This is a genomic window from Caulobacter sp. FG121 (assembly GCF_057809815.1).
In genome coordinates this window covers 108,419-133,735 of the sequence record NZ_JBMDKR010000008.1, presented here as the reverse complement: position 1 = coordinate 133,735, position 25,317 = coordinate 108,419, and the positions used below count along the sequence as shown (strand labels likewise).

24 protein-coding genes are annotated in these 25,317 nt (G+C 67.0%); 9 read left to right on the top strand and 15 right to left on the bottom strand.

Annotated elements, in window-relative coordinates; translation table 11 throughout:
- The 11 genes from ACODSL_RS17540 to ACODSL_RS17490 all read right to left on the bottom strand — a co-directional run bounded on the left by ACODSL_RS17540 (position 1) and on the right by ACODSL_RS17490 (position 9,500).
- Positions 1-750 carry a MipA/OmpV family protein gene (locus ACODSL_RS17540; protein WP_488902019.1) on the bottom strand — a complete coding sequence of 250 codons (750 nt, stop codon included), beginning with the start codon at positions 748-750 and terminating at the stop codon, positions 1-3.
- Positions 747-1,157 carry a hypothetical protein gene (locus ACODSL_RS17535; protein WP_488902018.1) on the bottom strand — a complete coding sequence of 137 codons (411 nt, stop codon included), beginning with the start codon at positions 1,155-1,157 and terminating at the stop codon, positions 747-749. Before ACODSL_RS17535 ends, ACODSL_RS17540 begins: the two co-directional genes overlap by 4 nt.
- Positions 1,154-2,263: a GNAT family N-acetyltransferase gene (locus ACODSL_RS17530; RefSeq protein WP_488902017.1), complete on the bottom strand. Its 1,110-nt coding sequence runs from the start codon at positions 2,261-2,263 to the stop codon at positions 1,154-1,156. The genes ACODSL_RS17535 and ACODSL_RS17530 overlap by 4 nt, the downstream gene beginning before the upstream one ends.
- Positions 2,256-3,089, bottom strand: coding sequence for an alpha/beta hydrolase (locus tag ACODSL_RS17525; RefSeq protein WP_488902016.1), 834 nt, complete (start codon positions 3,087-3,089; stop codon positions 2,256-2,258). Before ACODSL_RS17525 ends, ACODSL_RS17530 begins: the two co-directional genes overlap by 8 nt.
- Positions 3,086-3,994: a fatty acid desaturase family protein gene (locus tag ACODSL_RS17520; protein ID WP_488902015.1), complete on the bottom strand. Its 909-nt coding sequence runs from the start codon at positions 3,992-3,994 to the stop codon at positions 3,086-3,088. The genes ACODSL_RS17525 and ACODSL_RS17520 overlap by 4 nt, the downstream gene beginning before the upstream one ends.
- A gap of 11 nt (positions 3,995-4,005) precedes the next feature.
- On the bottom strand, positions 4,006-4,380 hold the full coding sequence (locus ACODSL_RS17515) for a DMT family transporter (RefSeq protein WP_488902014.1): 375 nt from the start codon (positions 4,378-4,380) through the stop codon (positions 4,006-4,008).
- On the bottom strand, positions 4,380-5,300 hold the full coding sequence (locus ACODSL_RS17510) for an arginase family protein (RefSeq protein ID WP_488902013.1): 921 nt from the start codon (positions 5,298-5,300) through the stop codon (positions 4,380-4,382). The genes ACODSL_RS17515 and ACODSL_RS17510 overlap by 1 nt, the downstream gene beginning before the upstream one ends.
- Before the next feature lie 10 nt (positions 5,301-5,310).
- The gene (locus ACODSL_RS17505) at positions 5,311-6,705 is read right to left on the bottom strand and encodes an aspartate aminotransferase family protein (protein ID WP_488902012.1); all 1,395 of its coding nucleotides are present in this window, start codon (positions 6,703-6,705) and stop codon (positions 5,311-5,313) included.
- Positions 6,706-6,718: 13 nt separating this feature from the next.
- A complete protein-coding gene (locus ACODSL_RS17500; protein WP_488902011.1) occupies positions 6,719-7,381 on the bottom strand; it encodes an MtnX-like HAD-IB family phosphatase in 663 nt (220 codons plus the stop codon).
- Between the two features lie 77 nt (positions 7,382-7,458).
- Positions 7,459-8,838 carry an ATP-binding protein gene (locus tag ACODSL_RS17495; RefSeq protein ID WP_488902010.1) on the bottom strand — a complete coding sequence of 460 codons (1,380 nt, stop codon included), beginning with the start codon at positions 8,836-8,838 and terminating at the stop codon, positions 7,459-7,461.
- Positions 8,838-9,500: a response regulator gene (locus ACODSL_RS17490; protein WP_488902009.1), complete on the bottom strand. Its 663-nt coding sequence runs from the start codon at positions 9,498-9,500 to the stop codon at positions 8,838-8,840. Before ACODSL_RS17490 ends, ACODSL_RS17495 begins: the two co-directional genes overlap by 1 nt.
- Before the next feature lie 666 nt (positions 9,501-10,166).
- Between ACODSL_RS17490 and ACODSL_RS17485 the strand changes: the two genes are divergently transcribed.
- Positions 10,167-11,366: a hypothetical protein gene (locus tag ACODSL_RS17485; RefSeq protein WP_488902008.1), complete on the top strand. Its 1,200-nt coding sequence runs from the start codon at positions 10,167-10,169 to the stop codon at positions 11,364-11,366.
- 11 nt (positions 11,367-11,377) lie between these two features.
- On the top strand, positions 11,378-13,828 hold the full coding sequence (locus tag ACODSL_RS17480) for a hypothetical protein (protein ID WP_488902007.1): 2,451 nt from the start codon (positions 11,378-11,380) through the stop codon (positions 13,826-13,828).
- Between the two features lie 123 nt (positions 13,829-13,951).
- On the opposite strand, the gene ACODSL_RS17475 is transcribed toward ACODSL_RS17480, so the two are convergent.
- Positions 13,952-15,268 carry a hypothetical protein gene (locus tag ACODSL_RS17475; RefSeq protein ID WP_488902006.1) on the bottom strand — a complete coding sequence of 439 codons (1,317 nt, stop codon included), beginning with the start codon at positions 15,266-15,268 and terminating at the stop codon, positions 13,952-13,954.
- Positions 15,269-15,619: 351 nt separating this feature from the next.
- Between ACODSL_RS17475 and ACODSL_RS17470 the strand changes: the two genes are divergently transcribed.
- Positions 15,620-15,820, top strand: a complete 201-nt coding sequence (locus ACODSL_RS17470) for a hypothetical protein (RefSeq protein ID WP_488902005.1) — start codon at positions 15,620-15,622, stop codon at positions 15,818-15,820.
- Positions 15,821-15,829: 9 nt separating this feature from the next.
- Positions 15,830-16,105: a hypothetical protein gene (locus ACODSL_RS17465; protein ID WP_488902004.1), complete on the top strand. Its 276-nt coding sequence runs from the start codon at positions 15,830-15,832 to the stop codon at positions 16,103-16,105.
- A gap of 382 nt (positions 16,106-16,487) precedes the next feature.
- On the opposite strand, the gene ACODSL_RS17460 is transcribed toward ACODSL_RS17465, so the two are convergent.
- Positions 16,488-18,239, bottom strand: coding sequence for an ATP-binding protein (locus ACODSL_RS17460; RefSeq protein ID WP_488902003.1), 1,752 nt, complete (start codon positions 18,237-18,239; stop codon positions 16,488-16,490).
- A gap of 336 nt (positions 18,240-18,575) precedes the next feature.
- Between ACODSL_RS17460 and ACODSL_RS17455 the strand changes: the two genes are divergently transcribed.
- Positions 18,576-18,995, top strand: a complete 420-nt coding sequence (locus tag ACODSL_RS17455; protein ID WP_488902002.1) for a MarR family winged helix-turn-helix transcriptional regulator — start codon at positions 18,576-18,578, stop codon at positions 18,993-18,995.
- A 13-nt stretch (positions 18,996-19,008) separates the two neighbouring features.
- Entirely contained in the window at positions 19,009-19,812 is an 804-nt protein-coding gene (locus tag ACODSL_RS17450; RefSeq protein ID WP_488902001.1) for an NADPH-dependent F420 reductase, read from the top strand.
- On the opposite strand, the gene ACODSL_RS17445 is transcribed toward ACODSL_RS17450, so the two are convergent.
- Positions 19,796-20,092, bottom strand: a complete 297-nt coding sequence (locus ACODSL_RS17445; protein WP_488902000.1) for a putative quinol monooxygenase — start codon at positions 20,090-20,092, stop codon at positions 19,796-19,798. The two genes, ACODSL_RS17450 and ACODSL_RS17445, sit on opposite strands and share 17 nt — an antisense overlap.
- A 201-nt stretch (positions 20,093-20,293) precedes the next feature.
- Positions 20,294-20,857, bottom strand: coding sequence for a MarR family winged helix-turn-helix transcriptional regulator (locus ACODSL_RS17440; protein WP_488901999.1), 564 nt, complete (start codon positions 20,855-20,857; stop codon positions 20,294-20,296).
- Positions 20,858-21,103: 246 nt separating this feature from the next.
- Between ACODSL_RS17440 and ACODSL_RS17435 the strand changes: the two genes are divergently transcribed.
- From ACODSL_RS17435 to ACODSL_RS17425, 3 genes are all read left to right on the top strand, one after another.
- Positions 21,104-22,333 carry a cytochrome P450 gene (locus ACODSL_RS17435; RefSeq protein ID WP_488901998.1) on the top strand — a complete coding sequence of 410 codons (1,230 nt, stop codon included), beginning with the start codon at positions 21,104-21,106 and terminating at the stop codon, positions 22,331-22,333.
- 137 nt (positions 22,334-22,470) lie between these two features.
- Positions 22,471-23,502: an NmrA family NAD(P)-binding protein gene (locus ACODSL_RS17430; protein ID WP_488901997.1), complete on the top strand. Its 1,032-nt coding sequence runs from the start codon at positions 22,471-22,473 to the stop codon at positions 23,500-23,502.
- 326 nt (positions 23,503-23,828) lie between these two features.
- Complete coding sequence (locus tag ACODSL_RS17425; protein WP_488901996.1) at positions 23,829-24,785, top strand: alpha/beta fold hydrolase; 957 nt, start codon at positions 23,829-23,831, stop codon at positions 24,783-24,785.
- The last annotated feature ends 532 nt before the right edge of the window (positions 24,786-25,317 follow it).

Below are 25,317 nucleotides of genomic sequence, written 5' to 3'. Positions count from 1 at the left end.
TTATGGCGCCGGCCAGTGATAGGTGACGCCCAGGCTCAGGTTGGGGAGGCTGCGGGTCCGCAGGATCGGGTTGCTGTCGAGCGGGCCGATCAGCCGGTCGAAGGAAAGGGCGCCCACGATCTGCAGGCGGTCGGTGACGCGCCCCGCCGCGTCGAGCTCAACGCCGGCGGTGACCATGTCGTTCTCCTGGAAACGGGGCAGGTTCATTTGCCGGGCGGCGCGCGGGCGCAGGCCGAAATAGGCGTTGGAATAGGCGCTGTCGGCCCAGGAGAGGCGGGCCTCGGCGCCCAGTTTCCAGTCGCGGTTGATCTGGCCGCCGGTGTCGAAGGACAGGTCGCCCGACCAGCCCTGATAGCCGTTGATCGCCCGGCGCAGGCGCAGTTCGACCTCGCCGAAGGGAACCCGGGCCGCGGCGAACCCGCCCGGCTCGAAGGCGCCTTCCAGCTTGTGGGCGCCGCGCGGCAGGCGGTCCGCATAGGCCTGGCGATATTCCAGCACCGGGCCGGCGGACCAGCCACCGACCTTCCAGGCCGACCACTTCGCGCCGTCATCGAGGCTGAGCTGCAGGCGGTCGCCATAGCGGATCTCGGCGACGGGGACGGCCTCCAGGGTGACGTCACGGCCCCCCAGATGATCGGGCCGCAGCCGCGCCACAGCGCCGAGATCGGCGCTCCAGCCGGGGTTCGCCGCCTGGGCGTGGGCGGCGCCGGCCCAGGCTAGGGCCAGGCTGGGAAGGGCGAGGCGCATCATGCCTCCGCCTCCGCCTCCGGCTCGGGCCGCGCGAGCCAGACCCCGGCCAGGATCGCCGCGGCGCCCACGATTTGGGGCAGGCTCGCCGCCTCGTGGAAGCCGAACCAGCCGAGCGCGATCACCAGCAGATAGCTGACCGCGGTGAGGGGGAAGGTGGCGCTGAGTTCGGCCCTGGCGAGCACGTACATCCACGCCGCGAAGCTCAGGATCTCCAGGAGGACGAGCCCTCGCGCCCAGGGCTCGGCCGCCGCGCGCACGAACCAGGAGGTCCCCAACGGAACGCCCAGGAGCGCCTTGGCCGTCCGCTCGGCGCAGAGCTGATAGGCGAGCCCCAGGACCGGCACCGCGGCGAAGGCTGCGATCCACAGCCGGCTGAGGCGAGGCGGGGGGCGGGTCGGGGCGGTCATGCGGCCTCCGACAGAGGGTCGGCCGACAGGCGCGGGGCGATCCACTGCAGGGCGTGGTTGACCAGGGGGTTGCGGTGGCGGAACCGCATGGCCGTGGGGGTCAGGGTGCTGCCCAGCCGCAGCTTGTTCGCATAGCCGGCCTGGCCGCACTGATAGCGGGTGAAGCCGCGCTCCAGGCAGAGCCGCAGGTTGGTGAACCAGCTCACGAAATAGAGGTTGAGCGCGCGACCGTGCGCCGCGTCCATACAGAAGAACTTGTCCAGCAGGGTCTGGTGGTCGTGCAGCAGCAGATTGGCGGCCAGCAGCTGGCCCTCGGCGCGGTAGAGGACGCAGATGGCGCGGCCCCGCATCCGGTCGAGCACCCCGGTGAAATAGGCGGCGGTCAGATCTTCGAACTGCATCGCGGCCCGGGCGCGGGTGTCGGCATAGAGGGCCAGCACCTCGTCCTCCAGCCCGTCCAGGTCTTCGCGGACCTCGACGGTGACATGGTCGAGGCCCCGCAGCTTGCGGCGCATGTCCTTGCGCGTTCCGGGCGACAGGCGGGCGAGATAGGTCTCCAGGTCCGGGAAGTCGATGTCGAGGTGGGCGGTCGGAAGCCCGGTCACCGGTCCGAAGCCGTGGAGACGGGCGACGGTGTTCCACAGGCCCGCGTCCGGTTCGGGGGTGTCCTTGATCGCCAGCAGCCCGCAGCGCGACGCCAGGGCGTCGGCCTCGAACGCCGACAGCAGCGCCCGCAGGGCGTCCTGGCGCGTGGCCGGGCCGAGGCCGGGGGCGAAGCCCAGCCCGACATCCTCGGTGCAGGGCGATCCCAGGGATCCGAGGCGCAGGGTGAAGGCCCTGGGGGCGATCCGCCGCACGGCCGCCACCGCGCCGCGGGCCCGCCGGGTCAGGGTGGTGTCCAGGGCGTAGTCGCTGACGAAGCCCGGCGCGGCGGCGATCGGCCGGCCGTCGGCCTCGACGAGAACATAGCGCCAGGCGAAGCCCGGCAGACCGGCCTCTTCCACCGCCATGAGATAGTCGAACCCTTCCAGGGCGTCGGGGAAGCAGACCTCCCAGCGCGCGCGGCCGATGTCCGCCAGGGACCTGTGGACCTTCGTGTCAAACATGCGCCCGCGCCCTCGCGGCCTGGGCGGATTCGGCCGGAAGACCGAAGAAGGCGGCGGTGAGGTCGCCGACCAGGTTCCGCTGGCGGTCGACGTGGATCATGTGGAAACAGTCGTCCAGCAGGTGGGTCTCCACTGGGCCGCCCAGGACGGCCCGCAGGCGATCGGCGTTGCGGGGATGGCTCATGTCGTCTTCGGTGGCGTGCAGGATCAGGGTGGGCTGACGCACCTGGCGGCCGATCCGGTCGATGTGCTCGGCCAGGGCGTGCTGCTCGTACATGGCCCCCAGGGGCACGCGGTCCAGCGCGCCGGGGATCAGGGGGTTGGCCGCATTGGCCACGCTCTGGCGCAGGAACTCGTCCTTCAGGCCGAAGGGATAGGGCTCGGGGAAGCTCAGGCTCCGGAGGCCGGGCAGGCGGGCGAAGGGCTGCACGAGGGGCGTGACCCGGGCATACCAGGCCGGCATGTTCCAGCCATCGTAGCGATAGGTCATGGAATAGACCGCCGTGGCCTTCACCGGCGCCTCGGCCGCCAGGGCCAGGCCCAGGGCGCCGCCCAGGCAGATGCCGGCCGCGTAGACGTGGTCCAGGTCCGCCGACAAGCGGGCATGGGCCTCACGGACGGTGTCCAGCCAGTCGCGCCAGGTCGTGCCGAGAAGATGAGCCTCGTCCCGGCCATGGCCCGCCAGCATCGGCGCATGGACGTCGAAGCCCTTGCGATGCAGCCGCTTGGCCAGGAACTTCATCTCGCCCGGCGCGCCGGTGAGGCCGTGGATCAGCAGGACGCCCTTGCCGTGGCCCGCCCGGAGCCGGAAGCTGTAGTCCTTCATGGCCGGGGCGCCCCTGTTGCGGGGCGGTTGGCGCGGGCCAGGAAGCCCAGGGCGTGGGACGTGCCGATCACGTGGGTTCCCGCGGCCTGCTGGGCATCGGCCGCCGCGCGGCGCAGGGCCGGAAGTCGCGTCCAGTGGACGGCCGGCCGGTAGTGGTGCTCGGCGTGATGGCCGTTGTTGAACCAGATCAGGTTGTAGAGCGGGGCATAGGTCGACACGCCCCAGGCGGCGGGTTCGTCGGGGTTTCCGCCCAGGTGCTCGTAATAGCCGTTCAGCTGCGAGAGGCAGTCGCCGAGATAGTAGAAGGGCAGCAGGAACAGCACGGCCTTCCAGTCGACGACGGCCATGCCGATGACGAAGAGCGCCACCCCGGCGATCTCGATGCGACCCCACAGCGCGTCGAAGGGGCGACGCGCCTTCAGGGCGGTGTGGATGCTGCCGCCGCCCTCGCGGAAGAAGCCGAGGAAGACATAGGACCAGACGCCTTCGGGTCGTCCGTCGCGGCCGTGGCGATAGATCGACAGCCAGTCGCGGGTGGTCCCATCCGCACCGGGGCGGTCGCTGTTGCCCTCGTGATGGCGGTTGTGGACATAGGTGTAGAAGGTCTGGGAGAAGCCGATCGCCAGAGATTCCAGCAGGGCGAAGGCGTAGTTCAGCGGCTTCCAGCGGAAATAGGGCGTGTGCAGGTGGTTGTGCGCCACGCTGTTGACGTTCCAACTGATCGCGAGCGCATAGGCCGCGCCGCAGATGAGGTTCGCCCAGGGCGGGCGGTGGGCGAAGCCGGCGACGATCCAGATCACGAAGGCCAGGTGGGCCACGGCCGCCAGCACCGAGATCGCGTCCCACGGGGACCAGGCGAACAGGCCGTGCGTTCGGCGGGGGAGGCGAAGGTCGAGGTGGGTCATGGCGGCCGACCTCACAGTCCGGACAGGCTGACGCAGGTGACGCCGACCGCGATCAGCACCGCGCCGACCATTTGCCGGCAGCTGGGCCGCTCCCGCAGCAGCAGCATCCCTCCCAGTGGAACGCCCACATAGGTCAGGGTCATCACGGGGTAGGCGAGGCTCAGGGGCGTCTGTTGCAGCACGAGGATCCAAGCCACCACCTCGATGGCCCAGATGGCCATCCCGGCCCAGATCAGGGGCGCGAGCAGGATCGCGGCCACCGGGTGGCGGTCTGGCGAGGCCCGGTTCGAGCCGGCCTTGAAGCAGAGTTGCTGGACGCTCTCGGCGGTGACGCAGAAGGCCAGCAGGCCCAGCGCGGCCGGCGTCAGATGTTGGCCGGCCGCCATCACGCCGCCTCCGCGAAGAGGTCGAGTAGGCGCAAATTGATCGCCTCGTTGACGGCGCAGGCCTTGGCGCCCTCCGGGGCGCGCCAGGGCTGGTCGAGCAGGGCCTCGCCACGCTTGCGCAGGGCCGCCAGGAGGCCGCCGCCATAGGCCGGTTTCGACCAGTCGCCCACCACGTCGGCGCCGATCAGCCGGTGGCGCGCGAGGACGGCGTGCAGGATCGCGAACAGGTCGTCGGCCGCCAGCCGGCCCTGGTCCCAGTTGGTGGCGGCGTCGGCAGGGCGCAGCACGTCCTTGTCGAGGGTGATATAGACCCGCTCGGTGACGATCTCGCCCAGCAGCCGGTCGAGGAAGGCGGCTAGGCCCAGGGTCTCGATCGTCGGCCAGGTCCGGTTGGCGAGGGTGAGGGTCTCGCCGTCGTCCGGCGCGCGATAGGCGTAGAGCACCAGGCGGTCTTCCAGGATCAGCGACAGGTCGCCCTGGCGGACCCGGGCCGCGCCGATGTCCGAACTGCAGACGCCCGCGGTCACCACCTTCGCCACGCCGGGGGTCCGGGCGGCGGCCCCGACCCAGGAGCCGCAATGCAGACCGTTGGCGTAGCGCACCCAGTCCGGGTGGTTGTCCAGGTGCAGAACCGTCACCGGCGGGCCCGGGGACGCTTCCAGGGCGCGGGCGAGGAGGGTGGGGGTGACATGGTGGAAGTCGCCGGACCCGGCGAAGACCAGCCGCGGGCCGAGGCAGGCGGGCAGGCGTTCGCCCAGCCGATCCCGTAGGGTGGCGAGAGGACCCGGCCGGCTCCAGAGCCGCAGGGCCGGCCCAAGATCGGCGCACGCCACCGCTTCGCCCCCCGCCGCCGCAGCCCGTTCGCGCAGGCGGACCTGGCCCGCCAGGGCGTCGTCGAGCTGGAGGTGGGCGGCGCGCACCTGGGCGGCCTCAGGCGGCGACGCAGCGGCGCAGCAGGGCGTCGAGCAGCTTCAGGGCCAGGTCGATCTCGCTCCGTGTGATCTCCAGGGACGGCGCGAAGGTGATGACGTTCTTGTGGTAGCCGCCGACGTCGAGGATCAGGCCGAGCTTTTCCCCGTCGATCTCGACATCGCCCTTGAGGCCTTCCTCGGAGATCTGGTCGAGCAGAGCCTTGTTGGGCGTGAAACCGTCGGCCTGGCAGATCTCGGCGCGCAGGGCCAGGCCCAGGCCGTCGACGTCGCCGATCTGGGGCCAGCGGCGCTGCAGGTCGCGAAGGCCCTCGAGGAAATAGGCGCCCTTGTCCATGACCAGGGTCTCGTAGTCGGTCTCGGCCATCATCTTCATGGCCTCCAGCGCCACGGCCGTGCCCATGGGGTTGGCGTTGAAGGTCGAGTGGGTGGAACCGGGCGGGAAGACCCCGGGGTTGATCAGGGCCTCCTTAGCCCAGAGGCCGGACAACGGATTGAGCCCGTTGGTCAGGGCCTTGCCGAACACCAGGACGTCAGGCTCGACGCCGAAGTGCTCGATCGACCAGAGTTTTCCGGTCCGGTAGAAGCCCATCTGCACCTCATCGACCACCAGCAGGATGTTGTGGCGATCGAGCACCTTCTTCAGCTCGATGAAGAAGTTGGGCGGCGGGATGACATAACCGCCCGTGCCCTGGATCGGCTCGACATAGAAGGCCGCGAACTCGGCCTGTCCGGTCTTGGTGTCGAGCACGCCGTTGTATTCGGTCTCGAACAGGCGCTCGAACTTGCGCACGCAGTGGAGGCCGTACTCCTCCTTGCTCATGCCCTTGGGGCCGCGGAAGTGGTAGGGGAACTCGATGAACTGGGCGCGGTCGCCGAAGTGGCCGAAGCGCCGCCGGTACCGGTAGGACGAGGTGATCGCCGAGGCGCCCAGGGTGCGGCCGTGATAGCCGCCCTCGAAGGCGAACATCAGGCTCTTTCCGCCCGAGGCGTTGCGCACCAGCTTGAGGGAGTCCTCGACCGCCTGCGCGCCGCCGACATTGAAATGGACCCGGCCCTTGGAGCCGAACTTCCGCTCGGCATCGCGGGCGATCACGGCCGCGAGCTCGACCTTCTCCCGGTGCAGGTACTGGGAGGCGACCTGGGGCAGCCGGTCGAGCTGGCGATGGGCGGCCGCGTTGAGGCGCGGATTGCGGTAGCCGAAATTGACCGCCGAGTACCACATCTGCAGGTCGAGGAAGCGCCGGCCCTCGGCGTCGAACATGAAGCTGCCGTCGCAGCCGTCGAAGAACTTGGGCTCAGGCATGTAATGCACCGTGTCGCCCCAGGAGCAGTACTCGGCTTCCAGCCGGCGCAGCTCGGCTTCGTCGATCTCGGTGTCGAGGGTGTCGTACATGGGGAAGCCTTGATCAGCCCGCCGCCGCCCGGCGCGCCGCGAGCGTCCGGTCGAGGGTCTGGGTCACCTGGTGGAAGTCGTCGATGAGGTGGAAGGCCATGCCGCGGTCGGCGGCGTAGTCGGCCAGGGCGGACCGGGCGAACAGGATGTCGGCGCGGCCGCTGACGCAGAAATCGGACCGGCCGTCGCCGATGAAGACCAGGGGACCGGCCTCTCCTGGGGCGGCGGCGTCGACCACCGCGCACTTGCAGACGCCGGAGCCTGCGGCGCAGCCGGCGCGGGCCCAGGGCTGGTCCAGGCCGCGCGCTGCGGCGTCGCCGACCAGGCGGTTGGAGATCACCGGCAGGTGGCCCAGGCCATGACGCTCTAGGATCCGGCGGATGAAGCGGTCCACCCCGTCGCTGACAACGGTCAGGGGGACGTCCTGGTCGGCGCACCAGGCGGCGAAGTCGACGAAGCCGGGGGTGAGGGCGACCGCGTCCAGGGCGCGGTCGAGGTCGGGATCGCTGACCTGGATCAGGGCGATCTGGGCGCGCATGCAGTCGGCGGCCGTGATCCGGCCGGCCAGCCAATCCGCCTCGAGGGTCTCCCACGCAGGTCCCGCGAACAGGGACAGGATGTGGTCGGTGGTGTCGAGCCGGGAGATGGTGCCGTCGAAGTCGCAGAAGATCCGCATGTCGCCCGCGCCGGTGGTCGGAGGCGGGAGGTCTATGCGGTGAAGCTGATGCGAAACTGATGCAACAGAGACGAAATCTAGGCGGCGGCGAACAGCACCCGCGCCTCGAGTCCGGGGCGACCGTCGGCGCGGCCGCGCAGTTCGAGGCGGCCGCCGACCAGGCGCAAGGCTTCGGCAACGATCGACAGGCCAAGGCCGACGCCCTCGGCGTCGGCGTTGGCGCCCCGATAGAAGCGTTCCAGCACCCGTTCCCGCGCCTCGGCGGGGATCCCGGGGCCGCCGTCCGTGACCGTGAACAGCCAGCCATCCGGGTCGCGGGCGACCATGACCTCGATCTCGGCGTCGGGTGGGGAATGGCGCAGGGCGTTCTCGATCAGGTTGGCGAATATGAGCCGCAGGAGGGCCGGATCGCCGCGGACAGGGGCGGGGACGCCCGTGAACACCAACTCCACCGCCTTGGCCTCGGCGAGCGGCGCGAGGTCGGCCAGCGCGGCCGCCGCCTCCAGGCTCAACTCGCCCGCGCCCATGGATTCGGTCTCGCTTTCAAGCCGGGCCAGGGTCAGCAGCCGGTCGATCAGCAAGGCCGCGCGGTCGGCTCCGCCGGACAGCTGCCGGATCAGTTCCTGACGTTCAGCGAGGGAGGTCTCCCGCTCGATCATCTGGGCCTGCAGCTTCACCACCGCCAGGGGCGTGCGGAGCTGGTGGGCCGCCTGGTCGACGAAACTGCGCTCGCGATGGAAGGAGCGCTCCATGCGCTGCAGCAGCAGGTTGACCGAGCGCACCAGGGACGACAGGTCGGCCGGCCATGCGGCGACGTCGAGGGGCGACAGATCGCGTGAACTCCGCTGCCCCAGCTCGGCCGACAGTCTGCGCAGGCCCACCAGGCCGCCATTGAGGGAGAGCCAGATCAGCAGGGCGGCGGCCGGGATCATCAGCAGCAGGGGCACGGCCAGTTCCAGGGTGATGCCGCGGACCAGGGCCGCGCGGATGCCCAGGCGCTCGCCCACCTGCACCGCCACGGGCTGCCCGGTGAGGTGGAGGGTGTAGATCCGCCACTTCCGGCGTCCCTCCACCACATCCTCGAAGCCATCCTGCGGCGCCGGCGCGTCGACCTGGGGCCCGGTGTCCGATCGCATGACCAGGCGGCCGGCCTGCCAGATGCGGAACATCCGCCAGTCGGCATAGTCGTCGAAGGCCTTGCGGTCCTCCGCGCTGATCAGGGGGGCGTCATCGACCTGGAGTTCCTCCGAGGCGTCCGCGCCGGCGCGTTCCTGGAGTTCGTCGGCCATGAGGGCGCGCAGCACATTGGCGCCCACGATCAGCTGGCCGTCATAGACCTGATCGATGCGTTCCCGGGCGCTCTGGAAGGCCAACAGTCCCACGGTCAGGACGATGGCCAGGAACAGCAAGCCGACGCGCCCGAACAGCGCCCCGATCAACGAGCCCTGCGCGCGCATCAGGCGGGCGCTCCGATGATATAGCCCAGGCCTCGCACCGTCATGATCACTCCGGCGCCCAGCTTGCGCCGCAGGGCGTAGACCGCGACCTCGACCGTATTGCTCTCGATGCTGGCCGCGTCGTCATAGAGGGCGCTCTCCAGCTCGGCCTTGGACACGAACCGGCCCATCCGGCGCGCCAGTTCCGTCAGCACCTTGAACTCCTTCGCGGTCAGGGCGACGGCGGCGCCGTCCTTGAGCACCGAGCGGGCGGCGAGGTCCAGGGTGAGGTTCCCGATACTCAGCACGTCGCTGCCGCGCAGGTCGCGACGGCGGATTTGCGCCCGGATGCGCGCCAGCAGTTCGTCCAGGTCGAAGGGCTTGACCATGTAGTCGTCAGCCCCGGCGTCGAGCCCGTCGACCTTCTGTTCGCGGGAATCCCTTGCGGTCAGCACGATCACGGGGGTGGTGTCGTGTTCCGCCCGCAAGGCCTTGAGGAAACCGACGCCATCGAGGACGGGGAGCCCCAGATCCAGGATGATGGTGTCATAGCCGCCGTCCCGCGCGACCATCAGGCCGTCGTCGCCGGTAAGCATCAGGTCGACGACATAGCCGGCCTGATGCAGCGCGCGGCGCAGCGATCCGCCGAGCATCTGATCGTCTTCCACGATCAGCAATCGCATATCGTCCGCCCCAGAAAGCGCCGACCCGATCCGGCTTGGCCCACCGACGCCGAGATTGTGGAGGATTTGGGACATCGATCGCCGGCGCGGGTACGCGGGCGGGCTGTTTCTTTTGATCAGACACCCGAATTCTGCCTGACATCGAAGTCGTGCAATGCGGTCGTTCCGCGGACTCCCTTGGGATGACCTCACACCCGATCGTCTATGGTGGCATGGCGCGGAGGTCAGCTTCCCGGCGCAGAACCAAGTTCCGCTCCTGGCGCAATGCCGCCGCGTTCTATCGGATGGGCTTTAGCCAGACTCGATGATCCGGCTGCACGCAGCCCTTAGGGCGATGCCAAACTGGCGGTCTCGCTATCGAGCTACGTATCGCAATCGGAACAGTGGCGAAACCTACGCGATGATCGGAAAACGTCATCGCCTAATTTATCTTATCGGAAATTCGACCTAATCTGGCCCGATTGAACGCACGGTCGCCCGCCATGCCGACGCCGCTCCTACGCGCCATCAATCGCGGTCTGGCGCGCCGTCGCCGGTCAGACCTGCACGAGCGAAGCCCAAACCATCAACCCCACGTTGACTCTTTTCAGCACTGGCGCCAGCGTTCAGCAAGGCTGTGCCGCTTGACCGGTGCGCTTGGCCGGCGTCAGCGCTTTGGGGGCGATCATGACCAACCTGTTCTTCGTGCACGGCACAGGCGTTCGCCAGGCCGGCTATCTGCAGACCCTGTCCGACATCAAAAAGGGCCTCGCAAATCAGGGGCGCGCCGACGTGGCGGTGTCCGGGATCTCATGGGGGGAGATGGAGGGCGTCAAGGTCACCGCCGACCTGATCAAGAAAATGCTTCCGGACGTGGGCGCCGCCAAGGGTGACGATCCCACCAGCCCCGAACTGATGGGGGCGCTGTGGGCCGAGCTCATGGACGATCCGCTTTTCGAACTGAGGCTGGTGGCGCTTCGGTCAAGCGGCCCGGTGCTTGCGGAACCCGGAGAGATGCTGGCCAGCGATGTGCTCAAGAGCAAGCTCAGGGCGATGGCGTTCGACACACCGCCGGCAGGCGGCGTGGACCCGAAGATGCTGCTGACCGTGGCTGCCTGGCTCTCCGATGGGGGCGGCTCGCATGTCCTTTCGGACGCGGCGAGCGCCCGGGGTGTGGCCAACGATCCGGTGCTCGTCGAAGCGACCGCCCGGGCGCTCGTGGCTTACGCGCTGCTGCTCTCGCGCGGCGAACCCGGCTTGGGGCCCGACGCATTGTTTCTCGTGGAGTCCCGGGCCGAACTCGTCAGCCAAGTCGAGATTCTGCTGAGCGAAGGGGTGATGGGCGTCGATGACTGGCTGAAGGACAAGATCAAGGACTGGGCCCTAGCCAAGGCCACCGCCTTCGGCCGCGACCGCCGCGATGGCCTGATGACGTCGGTGAGCCCGGGCACCGGAGACATCCTGCTCACCCAGCGCCGGGGCGAGCGCGTGCAGGCCCTGCTGAAGGCCGAGATCGAGAAGTTGGCCGGGCCGGTCGTGGTCATCGGCCACAGCCTCGGCGGCGAGCACCTCGTGAACCTGGTCACCGGTCCCAACCGCCCCGCCAACGTGACCAAGTTGATCACTGTCGCGTCGCAGATTTCCTTCTTCACCGCCTGCGACAGCATGGCGACAGTTCGGCTCGGCGCGCCTCTGCCGGCCGCCTTCCCGCCGTGGCTGAACTTTTATGACCGCAACGACTTCCTGTCGTTCTGCGCGGCCCGCTTCTTCACCGGCGGACAGGGAATTGAAGACCGGGAGATCATCTCAGGGGTCCCCTTCCCCGACTCTCATGGCGCCTACTGGAAGCTGCCGGCGCTCTACGAGAAGATCGCTCAGTTCATCTAGGAGGATTTCTCGTGAACGCCGCCGCCATCGTCGTGGGTATCGATGGGTATTCCGACTTGAAGCCCTTGGCGGGGTGCGTGCAGGACGCCTTGGACGCCGTCGACTGGCTGCTGAACGTCGGCGTTCCCGCCAAGCGCATCCGCCTGCATATCGCGCCGGCGGCCGACGCCCCGCCGGCGGACCTCCCCGCCGGAATCGTCCCCCTGGACGCCACCCGCGATGCGATCTGGGAGAGTGTCTACGGACTGAAAGACGACGCCGGAGACCGGCTCTATGTCTTCCTCTCGGGCCACGGCTACTACCTGGCGGCCACGGGCCCGATCTTCCTCGCCCAGGATTGGAGCCGCGCACGCAGCGGCAAGAACCTCGACATTCGGCCCTATGCGGACTTCTTCCAGGGCCTGGCCTTCAAAGACATCCTGTTCGTGGTCGACGCCTGTCAGAACTACGACGTCGACCCGATCTATCGATCCGGCATCACGCCGTCGGGGCCTGACGACAAAAGCGTCCTGCCCCGCCCTACCCGCGGTCTTCTGCTGTGTTGCGCCGCCGAGCAGGAGCACTATGCCCCCGTGGTCAATGGCCGAGGTCTATTGACCGGGACCCTGCTCAAGTGGCTGCGCAGCGCGCCTAAGGCCCTGCCGCCCGCCGCGGGAGACGCCCTCGTCTTCGACTGGGCGACGGGCAAGGCCCAGATCGACCTGTGGCCCCTCTTCAAGTTCGCCATCGCCCCAGAGGTGACCGCCGCCGCCCTGGCGGAGAAGCATGACCAGAAGCCGAGCATGGTCGGCCTGGGCCGGCTGGCGACCGAATGGGGCCTGGTCGCCTGCGATGCGGACATCGGTGCAGTGACGCCCTTTCGCGTGACCGCGGAGGACCTGGCCGGCCTGCAGTCCATTCGGATCGGGCTCACCCCGCCGGCGCGCGAACTCGAACTGCCGCTGGTCACCAACCCGCCCATGCCGTTCCAGGGTTTCGCCCCTGTCGGCCGACGGATGGTGGCCTATTGCACGCCGCGGGACAGCTGGGACGCCGATCCGGCCTACCGGGTGGTCCAGAAGATCGCCGGCGACGTGGACCTGCATTTCGACCTGCGCCAGCCCGGTCCGGATCCGGAGCTCGACAGCTTCAACATCAAGATGATCACCGCCGCCGGCTCCGCCGCCTACGGTGTCACCGCGGCAGATTATGAGGCGGTGGGCCTTGGCGAGGGCTCCGGCGGGCGGGCGCCGGGGGGAACGCTCCTTGACCTTGGGGCTGCCAATATTTTTGGCGGAGAGGATCAGGGTGGCGGAACCGCCTTCCCCGGCTTGGGACACGAGCATCTCCGATCTCCCGGCGGGCGGTTCGGACTCGATCAAGGGCGTCCTAGCCTGAATTTTGACGCCCCGGGACTGGGCGCCGGCGCGGTGCGGATCGAGCATCACGAAAGCGGGCCCGACCTCCATCTCGGACCTCAGGACTGGCGCCTCGGACAGGCTGCGGCGCGGGTGATCCGCGACCGGTTGACGAAACAGGTCTCCGCCCGGCTGCCTGGAACGGAGTTCATTGTGACGCCGCCGGGGCGGCGGTGGAGCTCGTCGTCGCCCAACCTCCAGCTGACCTTCCCCGACGGGGGCAAGACGGCGATCGCCGGATGGCTCGGATCGGAGCCTCTGATCCGGGTCGAGCGGATCGGAGCCGGACCAGGCGAGGCCACGAAACCGCTCACGGCGGACCGTCTCCAGCAGCGCGGCTGGCTGCGCCTCGATCCGGGCTCATATCGCATTGTCGTCGATATGCCCTGGGGACAGGGGGTGGCTGTCGCGGAGGTCGGCGAGACGCCGCAGAGCATGGTCCTGCCGGTCCCGGTCGGCACGCCACCGCTGCGCAACCTTGCGGGCGGGGAGGTGCGGAGTCGGAGCTACCGGGGCGCCCTCGTCTTGCAGGGCGAGACCTCGCACCCCGCCGATGGACAACCCACAAGCCCAAACGATCTTGAGGTCGTCACCTTCGATATCCTGCAGGCCGGAAGCGGCCCCAGCTTGCGGGTCGAGCCGCGTTCGGACCTGCCTTGGGCGGAATGGGACATGATCATGGGCGCCGGCCGGCTGGGCGCCGTCGCGCTCGACGCCGCCCTGGCCCGCCTGGGCGAAGATCGCCAGGATCGGGCGGATCTCAACCTTCTCAGGCTAGGCTTGGCCTATGCGGCGCGGGCCCAGGGCCGGCGGGACTTGATCATGCCGTTCCTCACCGCGCTGAGCGACAGGTTCGCGCGCACCTCCGACGCGCTTCTCCTGCGCCTCGAGGCGGAAGACCAAGAGACCGACATGGCGCTCGCTCCGCCGGTTCTACGCTGGGGGGCTCCCCTACTTGACCGGCGGGCCCGCCAGACCAAGGCGCTCGGCGCGCTGTTCCCACTCTCCACTGTGGCGATCTATGGCTTCATGGAGCGCCAGGCCCGAGCCCTCACGACGGCCTAGGCGCCGAGCGACGCCCTGGTCCCTCACCTCGACCACGGCGGCGCCAGCCCGCGGGACCGCTTCGTGAATCTGGGCTCTATTGTCGTGAACATGTCCGCCCTCGACTGCTAGGCGCGCCGTGGCTCAGGGGCCCCTCAAGGGCCGATGAAGGTAGCCGCTCAGATCGTTTTCCGAACGCCTGAGCTCGGCGATCCGGGCCGCGATCTGTGGACGCGCGACATAGGCGGCCAGTTCTCTCCAGGTGGAGATCTGCGCTTGAGCGCCGTCGGAGGCTCCAATGGTGTCGCATTCCGGCTCGGGCAACGGCTTGATCGAGATTTGGCCGATCGAGTGCAGATAGTCGGTCAATTCGTCGACGTTCACATCCGCCCCGTCGAGGGCGATCTGGCGGGCCAGCTCAACGCGGTTGAAGTCGCCGATCAGGAGATCGGGGCGGTTGAGGCGCACGAAGGCGATCCTGGAGGCCAGCGAGCCCATATTGTGCTGCCGATCGACCGCGAGGATCAGGCCGGCGCGGAACTTCAGCTGCGGATCCGCAAGCTGGCCGTGGGACAGGGTGATGATGTTCAGCCCGTAGCCCTGCAGGTGATACTGCGCCAGGTAGAGTTGGGTGTTCCGCGGGATCATGAAGCCGTGTGAGCGGATGGTCGCGTTCGTGCTGGGCGTGGGCCGCATCCAGGTCCGCACATAGATGAAGGTCTCGAAGAGGTCTTTGGCGACCTCCGTGCGGATCAGGGACAGCCTGAGCTTGCTGATCACATAGCTCTCTCCGCTTAAGCCCAGTCGGATCGCCGACCACTCGCCCAGAAAATCGCGATCCTCCAGCTCGCTGTCAGACGACGCGGGTTTGAGGCCCGCGAACAGATCGGAACTGAGGAGGGGCGCGAACGCCGCCTCGGTGACGCCATGGCCTCCCCGGCTCATCAGATGGTAAAACTCATGGCCCATCCGGATGACCTCGGCGCGGTTGAACGCCGTGCGGTTTTCCGCGTCGAGCTGCACCACCCGTTCGAAGGCGCGAAGCGGTTCGCAATACTGGCTGAGGACGGCAGGCACCGGAGGGCCGAAACAGGGGTGACCCCGGCGCAGCAGCACCAGGGCCCCATGGAGATAGTGCCCCAGCATCCGCGGGTTCTTCGGCCGATGATCCTGATCTTGGCCGAGGAAACTCCGCAGGGCTGCCGGCGAAGGGCCGGCCTTGAGACAGGTGAGCCAGCCGGCGGTCTCGAACAGCTTTGCAAACTGCTCCGGCGTGATCCGGTGGGGATTGTCTTTGCTGAACATGGCGACCAGCAGGGCGCGAACCATCATCAACCGCTCCGGCGAGCGCCAGATCGCCAGGCACACGCGGTCGACATCGGCCGCGACATGGGGCGGCGCCTCCGTCCTGTTGAGTGCTTCGAGAATTTCATCCAGGGCGGCGATCGCCCCGGCCTTCACGTCGGCCTGCGTTTTCTGCGTGACTCCCAACCCTCGCGGCACTAAACCCCCCAGCGCAATCTTCTCTTGTGCAACTGGTGTCTACGACAACGCCCAAGCTTGTAAAATAGACCTTCGAACGCCGCCGATTTTTGTGAATCCCGGCCGAGCGCAAAATCTAGCTGAACAGTCCTCGCGCAAATTTCGGTCTGCCCACTGAGCAGTCTTCAGCGATTCGTCGCCAGACGATTAACTATGTAAATTCAAATATTTAGCCCGACCCGAATGGGTTTTTGGGTCATTCCCCCACATGCGCGAGTATGCCAGTCGGCGCCCTTGCGCCACCAACATGGCTCACGGGGAGGAATCTGAATGAACAGACTGACGGCTCTCAAGAATCCTGCGGATGCGGTCCGCACGGTTTCGAATCGGAACGCAGGGCGGACCCAGGCCGCCGTCCGCGGCCTTCGGGCCGGCCTCTCATGGTCGGTGGCGGGCGTCGGGTCTGCTCAGATCGCCCTGAGCCAGTTCCTGCGCCAGCTCTCGGCCCACGTCATCGGCGTTTGGGTGTAGGAGGGTGGAATGTATGGAGTCCTTCAGCTCCTGCTCGTATCCGCCACGTCCGGCGGCCTGGGCGTCGTCGCCTACCGCGTCTGGCGCGCTCATCTCGACACCAAGGTGCGGCTTCGCCAGATCGACGTCATCGGGGACCTTCCCCCGGAACATCAGAAGGAAATCCTGACCTCGGGCTACTACCCCTTCTACGATCCCAAGGAGCCGCCCCCCGGCTTGGGCCCCCGGGTCGCAAGGAGCAAGGCCAGACCGTCGGAAGGCGGTGTGGATCGCCAGGTTCATTAGCGGGTTTCGCGCGCGCCCGCCGAGTTTCGCCACTGCTCCCAGGCACGGCCCAAGGGTTCATCCTGAGGCCGACGGACGGACTTCCCGAAAGGCGCCGGCGTGAGCCCTGGCCCCCCAGTTCGACGCGCCCCCGCTCCGGCGTTCGCTCCGCCGACATGGCTGGGGTCGGAAGCTGCGGACCGCGACCTCGCTCGCCCCCTCCTCCGATAGAACGGCGGTCCAGCCCTGATGTCTTCGGAGATTTTGTCGCCAATGCGATGGCCGACTTCCGTTGGGGCAGTTCAGCGCCCCACCCTCTCAATGGAACGGGCCAAAGGAACTAGGTTACGGAACAGGCGCGCCAGCCCCAGGGATGGATCGTTGCTCCGCCGGGCGCGCCCGCCTAGCTGGCGCGGGCCGTCAGCCTGTCTGTGGCGGCGGCGGCCTGCATGGCGCGCCCCAAGGCGCCGTAGAGCTCGGAGGGGTCGATGGGCTTGGCCACCACCTCCTCGATTCCCGCCGCGCGGCGCGCATCCGCATCTTCCTGGCCCACCGCGCCGGTCACCGCGATGACGGGCGTCGCGGCGTTGGGACCTCTGCCTGTGCGCAGGCGACGGGTGGTTTCATAGCCGTCGAACCCCGGCATGTTCACATCCAGCAGGATGATGTCAAAAGCCCGCGCTGTGGCAAGCTCGAGGGCCTCCGCGCCGGTTTCGGCGAGGGTGATGCTGGCTTCCAAGGGCTCAAGCAGCATGCTCAGCAGCCGGCGATTGACCTCGTGATCGTCGGCGACGAGGATTTGCAGGCCGAGGAGTTCGTCGGCGGCGTCGCTGCGCTCCGCATCGTCAGGCGGCGCGCTCTCGAATTCCGCTTGAGTCATGGGGACGCGCAGCGTGAACGCGGCGCCGGCGCCGAGGGCGCTCTCGACGGTGAGATCGCCCTGCATTGCGATGGCGAGATCTCGACTGATGGCCAATCCAAGACCTGTCCCGCCATACTGGCGAGCGATCGAGGCGTCGGCCTGCGAGAAGGGCTGGAACAGCCGACCGAGCTGCTCTGGCGACATGCCGATACCCGTGTCCCTCACAGTCACGAACAGGTCGCCGTCATAGCGGAGGCTGATCGCGACGCGGCCGTCTTCCGAGAACTTCAGGGCGTTCGAAATCAGATTGTTGAGCACCTGCTTCAACCGTGTGGCGTCACCGATCACGCGCGCGGGGACCGCGCGGGCGCCTTGAACGATCAACCGCACGCGTCGCTTGCGCGCCTCGGCGCGCCAAAACCATGCCGTGCCCGCCAATGTGCGGCGCAGATCGAAAGGCACGGCCTCGACGGTCAGACGTCCAGCCTCAAGTTTCGAAAAATCCAGGAGATCGTCCAGGAGTGTCCTCATCATGCGGCTGCCATCCAAGATGAGCTCGGCAGAGCCGCGCTCCTCCGCGCCGCCGGCGCGATCGCGCAGGGCCAATGCGCCCGCCTGGATAGCGCTCATGGGGGTTCGAAGCTCGTGGCTCACAATGGCCACGAACCGCGACTTGCTCTCGGTTGCGGCCTCAGCCCGGTCGCGCGCTTCAATCTCTGATCGGAGGACCCGGGTGAACCACTCCCACATCATCAGGCAGGTCGCCGTGGCGCCGCCGCCGCCCAGCGCCAGAATGAGAGCGTCCATAGGCGCCCCGCCGCGGTGAAGCACGATGAGCGGGATGCCCAGGCAGAGGCAGAACGCGACACTGATCAGCGCGGGCGCGAACAGCACGAGCGAGCCTCCGCTGCCGATCATCGCCGCAACCAGACACATCACCGCGAAGGTAGAGGCGAAGGTCATCCCAAGCATGCCGGGCGACATGGCGACGAAGACTTGCAGAGCCAGGAGCGCGAGAGCTTGCAGGGAAGCCACGGCGATACCGAGGTAGACCTGCCCGCGGCTCCCCAGACGTCCAAGCACTCGGCCGGAAAGGGCTGCAAATAGGAGGGCGTCAAGGCTGAGGAATGCGGCGAGCCACCCGAAGGCGAGCACCGGCCCAATGCGCGAGGTGGCGATGACATCGATCACGGCGCAGACCAGGATCACCCGCGGTAGCTGACCGCGCCATTGAACCAACGCGGCCTCAAGCCGTCCGTCGTGCTCTACAATAGTGTTGACCCCTGTCTTCACGGGGCGATGCTATCGGCGGAGCCTAAAGCAGGTATTAATTCAGGTGCGACCTGAACGCGCAGGCATTCAGGCCCGCGAACCTCTTTGGAAACACCCAGGGTCATTCGCGGCCCCGAATCTATGCTGACCGACGCCAATGGCGTCGCACATGGCGGGACGATTGGGACGAGTTGACGCACTGTGCTGGATCTGAACGGCGTCCACCCGTTTTGCTGGTCCAGTCGAACCGGGCGCCTTCCCACCCTTGGCCGACAGTTGCGCTTTCATAACCAGCCATTATCTAGCGCACGAGAAACTTGTGCGGCAGGAACTGGCTTGAAACACCGTAGCGCCGGGATGCAATTGTCCTTCGCCCTATACAGCGCGGCAAATCGGATGGTGCGTCTGCACAAGCCGATCCTTGAGCCCTTGGGCCTCACATTTCCCCAGTTTCTGGTGCTTCTGGAGCTGCTGGACAAGGCGCCCCGTCCCGTCGGCGAGCTAGGCGCCGGGCTGGATATGGATACGGGGACCATCACGCCGCTGGTCAAGCGCCTCCAAGCGGCGGGCCTGGTGACCCGTGTCCGAGATCGGGTCGACGAACGGCGGGTCATGGTCGACCTGACGGCGCGAGGTTCGGCGCTCGAGGCGCAGCTTCGCGCCGTGTCCGGCGAGATCCAGTCGGCTTGCCAGCTCACAGACAAGGGCCTGGAGGACCTCCGCCGCAGGCTAGAAGACCTCGCCCATCCCGCGGCGGTGATCCCCGTCCTCCCCTGAAGGCATGCCCAATATGATGATCGGCATTATCGGCGTCGGAAATATCGGCGGGACTCTCGCCAAGAAACTGCGGGCCGCAGGCCATGAGATTCGCGTCGCCAATTCTCGAGGGGTCGCAGGCGTTGCGGCGTTCGCCGCCGAGGTTGGTGCGATCCCATCGGACATCAGAGGTGCTGTCGAGGGCGCTGACGTCGTCATCCTTTCAATCCCCTTTTCCGCGATCGCGGCGCTGCCGAAGGATCTGTGGGGCGCGCTGTCCAAGGATGCTCCCATCATCGACACCGGGAACTACTATCCCGGCCTGCGCGATCCTCGGATCGCGGAGATTGACACCGATCTGCCGGAAAGCGTCTGGGTGTCGCGCCAGCTCGGCCGGCCGGTCATCAAGGCGTTCAACAATATTCTGGCCCATTCCCTCGCTGAGCTTGGCCGGCCGCGGGGATCGAGCGGTCGCCTGGCCGTGGCCGTGGCGGGCGACGACGGCAAGGCCAAGTCGATTGTCGAAGGCCTAGTGGACGAAGTTGGCTTCGACCCCGTCGATGCGGGGGCGCTGGCGGACTCGTGGCGACAGCAGCCGTCCACGCCAGCCTATTGCTGTGACTACGACGCTGGGCAGATGCGCGAGGCCCTGGCCGCCGCCCGACCCGGCGAGGCGCCGGAAAAACGTGATCGGATGGGTGAGCATTTGGCGAGGCTCCCCCCGGCGCCCAGCCACGCCGACATCATCGCGATGAACCGAAGGGTGAATGCCGCGCCTGAAGCCGACAGACACGGCATTCCCGCAGAGCCAGACAGGCCCGCTACTCGAGACGGATGAGCTTCGTGGCCGCAGGCGGCTCCGCCAGCCAACCCTCCAGCTGCCGAGACAAGGCGCTCGTGTAGGGTTGAGCGAAATGACTCTTGAGAGCCTCTGGGTCGTCCCACACCTCGTAGAGACACAGATCTCCTTCCGCTTCCCGGTCGGTGTGCAGCACAAACTCGCGGCAACCGGCCTCCGCGCGGGTCTGGGGCACTATCGCTTGCAGCGCGTCTTTGGCGGCTTGGCGATTTTCCGGCTTCGGCCGAAACCGCACGAACAGGACGACGGGGTCGCTCATGGGATGGGTTCCTGGATCATCGGGTTGGGAAGAAACGGCGGCGGCGTCCCATAGGCGGCCAGCACCCAGGCGACGCGAATGCGGATGAAACCTTTAGCGCCCTTGTGATCCGGCCAAGCAGGTCCTCTGCGGCCGGGCTGTCATGTCCGAGGTCGCCGACCTTGTCGTCCCCCGGGCCCGCCAGGCGAAGGGGCCGCACATCTAGGGGCGACGGCGAGTGACTCGCCGTGCCGATGAAATTGCGCCGGCCGCGGCGCGTGATGCTGTGACATTTGGGCTGAGAGGTAGCTCGATGTCCGGAAGTGGCGCCTCGATAACCCGGTCCATCAGGGTGCGCAGGTTTGCAGCTTCATGTACGCCAAAGGCAGAGGCAAAACCGGCCTGGGCCCTTTGCCAAGCCGGATGGGCCGCCAATAGAACCGCGAAGCCGCGATCGGTAATGGCTACCTCCCGCGCGCGCCGATCGTCCGCGCTAATAGTAATTTGAAGCAGGCCATCACGCTCAAGGGGGCGAAGGTTGTGGCCAACAGTTGCGCGATCCATGGTCATCGCATTCGCCAGGCGAGCCATGGTCATCGGCCCCTCGGTATTCAGGAATCCTAGCAGGGTATACTGCGTCGACCTGAGGCCCGTGCCCGCGAGACACTGGTCATAGTATCGCGAAACTTTTCGAGCTGCGCGCCGCAACTGACTACAACTGCAGTCTCTGGGAAAGTCGCTGATTTCAGCGCCACTATTCGCCAAGCTCAAGATGCTCTCCTCCACGCTCCGCGAGCCGGGGCGCCTGGTTTTCCTAGCATCGAACCCTCTTGTCGCGATGTCAAAGTTATATTGGTGTTGTTTCGGAACTCATGGCCTGTTAGGCTCATATGCGCCTATTTGGAAAGGTGGACTCTGGATCGTTTACGCCGCCCGTCGTCGCTCTGAAACCCCGCACCGGGTATCTGCAGCCCACCCGACGGAGCGCAGAACTGGCGTTGAATCATAACAAGGACTGTGAGGAAACGGATCATGGAGAATGGCGCGATCGACTGGCGTGCCGCGGCCCGGGCTGAGGCCTATGCCATGCCGCTGGAGCACATCGACCCCGTTGATAGTGAACTCTTCCGGGCGGGAACGTTCGAGTTCTACTTTGAACGTCTGCGCGCCGAGGACCCCGTCCACTATTCGGACAGGAACACGGACGGCCCATATTGGTCGGTCACCAAATACAACGACATCATGTTTGTGGACACGCACCACGACCTATTCTCCTCGGAGCCAGCCATCGTCTATCGCGACGTGGAAGAGCTGCCGCTGCCCATGTTCATCGCCAGGGATCCGCCGCGGCATGAAGCGCATCGGCTGGCCGTAGCGCCCGCCATGGCCGGCCCGAACCTGAAGGAACTCGAGCCCCTAGTCCGCGATCGGGTGGGCGGCATCCTGGACAGCCTGCCGCGCGGTGAAACCTTCGATTGGGTGGACCGGGTTTCGATCGAATTGACGTCGCAAATGTTGGCGACGCTCTTCGATTTCCCATTCGAAGATCGTCGGCTGCTTCCCCATTGGTCCGACGTGGCCACCGCTGGCGATTTGGAACTGGACTATCAAATCGCCCAGATCAGGGAGTGCGGGGCCTATTTCACCAAGCTGTGGAACGAGCGGGTGGACGCGCCGCCGCGCCGCGACCTGATCTCGATGCTCGCGCACAACGAGTCCACACGGCACATGACGCCCGAGGAATTCATGGGCGACGTCCTCCTGCTGGTCATCGGCGGCAACGACACCACCCGAAATTCGATGACCGGGGGGCTCCTGGCGCTCAACCAGAACCCCGCAGAGTACGACAAGCTCATCGCCGACCCGAGCCTGGTTCCAAACATGGTGTCGGAGATGATCCGCTGGCAGACTCCCCTCGCCTACATGCGCCGATTGGCCAAGCAGGACGTGGAGCTCGGCGGCAAGCGCATCCGCAAGGGCGACAAGGTCCTGATGTGGTACGTTTCGGGCAACCGGGACGAGGACGTCATCGCGCGGGCGGGCGAGTTCCTGATCGACCGCCCCCGCGCGCGCCAGCATCTCTCCTATGGATTTGGCATCCACCGGTGCGTGGGAAGCCGGCTCGCCGAGATGCAGCTGAGGATCCTCTGGGAGGAAATCCTCCCCCGGTTCCCGAAGATCGAGGTGGTGGGAGATCCGGTGCGCGTCGCGTCGTCGTTCGCCAACGGATACAGCCACCTGCCCGTACGCATCCCAGCGTGAGCGCGCCGCGATCGGCCAGAGGGGCATTCCATTTCGGCGCCGATTTCGGAATGCGGCCCCGGCGGACGCGATCGCCGCCCCAAAGGCCGCGCTTCGAGCTTGAGACCCAGCCAGAGCATAGTTGAGATAGGCAGACCATGAGCGACGCACCCATCCTCGTAACCAGCGCCGGCGGCCAGACCGGCTCGATCGGACGCAGTATCGTTCGCGGACTTCGCGCTCGCGGATTGCCGGTCCGCGCCTTCGTGCGAACCGACGATCAGCGGGCGCAGGACCTGCGCGACATGGGCGCCGAGGTGTTCGTGGGCGACCTTCTCAACCCCCGCGATGTCAGCGAGGCGGTGAAGGGGGTGAAGCGCATCTATTTCAGCATGAGCCTCAACCCCTACTATGCCGATGCGACCATCCTGATGGCGGCGGCGGCGAAGCGCGAAGGCGGCTGCGAGATCTTCGTGAACATGTCGGACTTCGAGCAGTGCTACATGACGCTCGACAACATGGCCCTGCCCGACGCCGAACGCATCGCGGTTCTCGGGGCGGACGTGCAGTGGTCCCCGCAGCAGTTCGTGCACTGGGCCGCGGAGCGCGCCCTGGATTGGTCGGGCCTGCCCGTTTGCCATATCCAGGCGGCCATGTTCGTCGAGAACCTTATCACGCTGTGGATCCCGGCGATGACGATCAAGCAGGATGACACGATCCGCCTGCCGTTCGGCGACGCCAAGACGGCGCCCGTGGCGACCGTGGACGTGGCCGAGGTGTGCGTCGAGGTGCTGGCCAATCCTGCGGGCCACGCCGGCAGGTCGCACAAACTGACCGGCCCGACCCGCAAGAACTGGTACGAGTTCGCGGAGGATTTCTCCGCCGCGCTGGGGCGCAAAATCACCTATGCGCCCACGACCCAGGAACACTTCCGAGAGCTTTTGCGGACCCTCGTGCCATGGATCCCCGACCATCCGGCGCTCCATCTTGAAAACCTGGCGCGGCAAAATGCTGGAGATCGGTACATCGCCGAGGTCACTGATGACGTCCAGCGCCTGCTTAACCGGCCCGCCACAACGTTCAGAACCGTCCTCGAAGCCGAAACCTGGCGGTTCGAGAAGGGCGCAGCGGACGTCATACGACATCGCGACCTGAAGAATATCGAGCGGGAAGTTAAGCCGACGGGCTGAACGCCAACGGCCGGACGGCGCGCGACCTGGTGGGCCCGCAGATATCACCTTACAGGCAGCCGCCCTCTGAAAGATTGTCGGGCGCACCAGACCCAACCGTATTCCTGCTGGCCGCCCGATCCCGCAGATCAACAGCGTCGAGCAGCGCGAGCGCGCTCACACTGCTGAGGTCGACATCGGCGTCATTCCTGCGGATGGACCAAGGAGCGCCTTAGTGGGAGCCATTGTCTCGAGACGGGCGCTCACCTCCGGGGATCTCCAGCTTGACTAGGTGTTAAAAACCAACTTACTTGCAACTGGCCGTTTCTGCGCTGAGGATTGATGACATGACTGAATTTCGCCGAGTGTCAGTCGGAGAGATCGAGCTCAATGTGGCCCTTCAGGGCGAGGGCCCCTTGGTGGTCATGGTCCATGGCTTTCCCGAGTCCTGGTATTCGTGGCGCCACCAGATGGGCCCGATCGCGGCTGCGGGCTTCACCGCCTGCGCCATCGACGTGCGCGGCTACGGCGGGTCGGACAAGCCGCACCCTATTGAGGCCTACGATCTCGAGAGCCTTTCTGGAGATGTCGCCGGATTGATCAAGGCCTTGAGCCCCGATCAGCCCGCCGTCGTCATCGGGCACGATTGGGGCGCACCGGTCGCTTGGACCACCGCCTTGGTCCATCCGGAGCGGGTGCGGGCTGTGGCGGGCCTGTCGGTGCCCTACGGCGGGGTGCCGACGCGCTCCCTCAGCGACATCATTGACGCCGTCTACAAGAGCAAGGGCCGGTTCTTCTACATGGACTATTTCGCGGCCGAGGGCGTGGCCGAGGCGGAACTTGAAGCCGATGTTCGCGGAGCCGTGCGACGGCTCTACTACGACTGGAGCGGCGAGACGACGACGGCGTGGCCCTCGGACAAGCGCCTGGGCGACAAGGTTCTGACCGGCCTTCCCGATCCCTCCCCCTTCCCGGCTTGGCTCAGCGAAGCCGATATCGACTTCATGGTCAGCGAACTCGAACATTCCGGCTTCCGTGGGGGCCTGAACCGTTACCGCAATCATGATCGCGACTTTCGGTTCTTGAGCCAGTTCAAGGGACGGCGCATCGAGCAACCCGCGCTCTTCATCGCCGGCGACCGCGACCGGGTCCTGTCCATGTTCGGGGACCGCCTGAACATCATGAAAGCTGAAGTGCCCAACCTGCGCGGGGAGCACTTGCTCTCCGGCTGCGGACACTGGACCCAGCAGGAACGACCAGCAGAGGTCAATAATCTGCTGCTGCCGTGGTTGGCCAGTCTGTAGGGGCGGCCATGGTCCGCGCGGCCGGGCGGGGATAGCTGGTTCGACTAGCCGTCACCGATCGCGCCGCCCGTTGCGCCGTTTAATCGCTCTCGGAAACGGGGCGCCGCGCGCCGGATGCGGCGGAGCCTCAGGGCAAAGCTTCGGCATGCCGATCCCGACCGGAACCCTCGCGTCCTTCCGTTCGACATGTCTTGGCCCTCAGCGTTGATCGCGCCAAGGCGCTCGTCAGGCCAGTGGCTTTCACTCAGCGAATGCGGATGTGGCTGTAGGAACGCGGAAAACCCTCCGCCTCGCCGGGTGGCTCGTCTGTCCACCGCCCCAGAAGCGCTTCGACAACGGAGCTGGGATCCGCGGATATGTCGGTGGGCCGTTGGGGGCGATAGAAGACGCCGAAACGACAGATCGGCAGATCCTCCCCCTTGACCCTGGTGACGGCGGCGCGCCGTCCGATCCAGCGGCCTGTTGAGGCGGAAGACGACGTCAGACTGCCGTTCCTCCAGGGCGCCGGCTGTAGGTGGCGCACCCTTGGCCA

Bases quoted from the DNA above. Each gene is read 5' to 3' on its own strand.
- ACODSL_RS17465 (WP_488902004.1), top strand. From the start codon at position 15,830: ATGTATGGAGTCCTTCAGCTCCTGCTCGTATCCGCCACGTCCGGCGGC.
- ACODSL_RS17485 (WP_488902008.1), top strand. From the start codon at position 10,167: ATGACCAACCTGTTCTTCGTGCACGGCACAGGCGTTCGCCAGGCCGGC.
- ACODSL_RS17425 (WP_488901996.1), top strand. From the start codon at position 23,829: ATGACTGAATTTCGCCGAGTGTCAGTCGGAGAGATCGAGCTCAATGTG.
- ACODSL_RS17535 (WP_488902018.1), bottom strand. From the start codon at position 1,157: ATGACCGCCCCGACCCGCCCCCCGCCTCGCCTCAGCCGGCTGTGGATC.
- ACODSL_RS17435 (WP_488901998.1), top strand. From the start codon at position 21,104: ATGGAGAATGGCGCGATCGACTGGCGTGCCGCGGCCCGGGCTGAGGCC.
- ACODSL_RS17505 (WP_488902012.1), bottom strand. From the start codon at position 6,705: ATGTACGACACCCTCGACACCGAGATCGACGAAGCCGAGCTGCGCCGG.
- ACODSL_RS17530 (WP_488902017.1), bottom strand. From the start codon at position 2,263: ATGTTTGACACGAAGGTCCACAGGTCCCTGGCGGACATCGGCCGCGCG.
- ACODSL_RS17470 (WP_488902005.1), top strand. From the start codon at position 15,620: ATGAACAGACTGACGGCTCTCAAGAATCCTGCGGATGCGGTCCGCACG.
- ACODSL_RS17540 (WP_488902019.1), bottom strand. From the start codon at position 750: ATGATGCGCCTCGCCCTTCCCAGCCTGGCCCTAGCCTGGGCCGGCGCC.
- ACODSL_RS17520 (WP_488902015.1), bottom strand. From the start codon at position 3,994: ATGACCCACCTCGACCTTCGCCTCCCCCGCCGAACGCACGGCCTGTTC.
- ACODSL_RS17500 (WP_488902011.1), bottom strand. From the start codon at position 7,381: ATGCGGATCTTCTGCGACTTCGACGGCACCATCTCCCGGCTCGACACC.
- ACODSL_RS17490 (WP_488902009.1), bottom strand. From the start codon at position 9,500: ATGCGATTGCTGATCGTGGAAGACGATCAGATGCTCGGCGGATCGCTG.
- ACODSL_RS17445 (WP_488902000.1), bottom strand. From the start codon at position 20,092: ATGAGCGACCCCGTCGTCCTGTTCGTGCGGTTTCGGCCGAAGCCGGAA.
- ACODSL_RS17515 (WP_488902014.1), bottom strand. From the start codon at position 4,380: ATGGCGGCCGGCCAACATCTGACGCCGGCCGCGCTGGGCCTGCTGGCC.
- ACODSL_RS17450 (WP_488902001.1), top strand. From the start codon at position 19,009: ATGATGATCGGCATTATCGGCGTCGGAAATATCGGCGGGACTCTCGCC.
- ACODSL_RS17430 (WP_488901997.1), top strand. From the start codon at position 22,471: ATGAGCGACGCACCCATCCTCGTAACCAGCGCCGGCGGCCAGACCGGC.
- ACODSL_RS17495 (WP_488902010.1), bottom strand. From the start codon at position 8,838: ATGCGCGCGCAGGGCTCGTTGATCGGGGCGCTGTTCGGGCGCGTCGGC.
- ACODSL_RS17455 (WP_488902002.1), top strand. From the start codon at position 18,576: ATGCAATTGTCCTTCGCCCTATACAGCGCGGCAAATCGGATGGTGCGT.
- ACODSL_RS17525 (WP_488902016.1), bottom strand. From the start codon at position 3,089: ATGAAGGACTACAGCTTCCGGCTCCGGGCGGGCCACGGCAAGGGCGTC.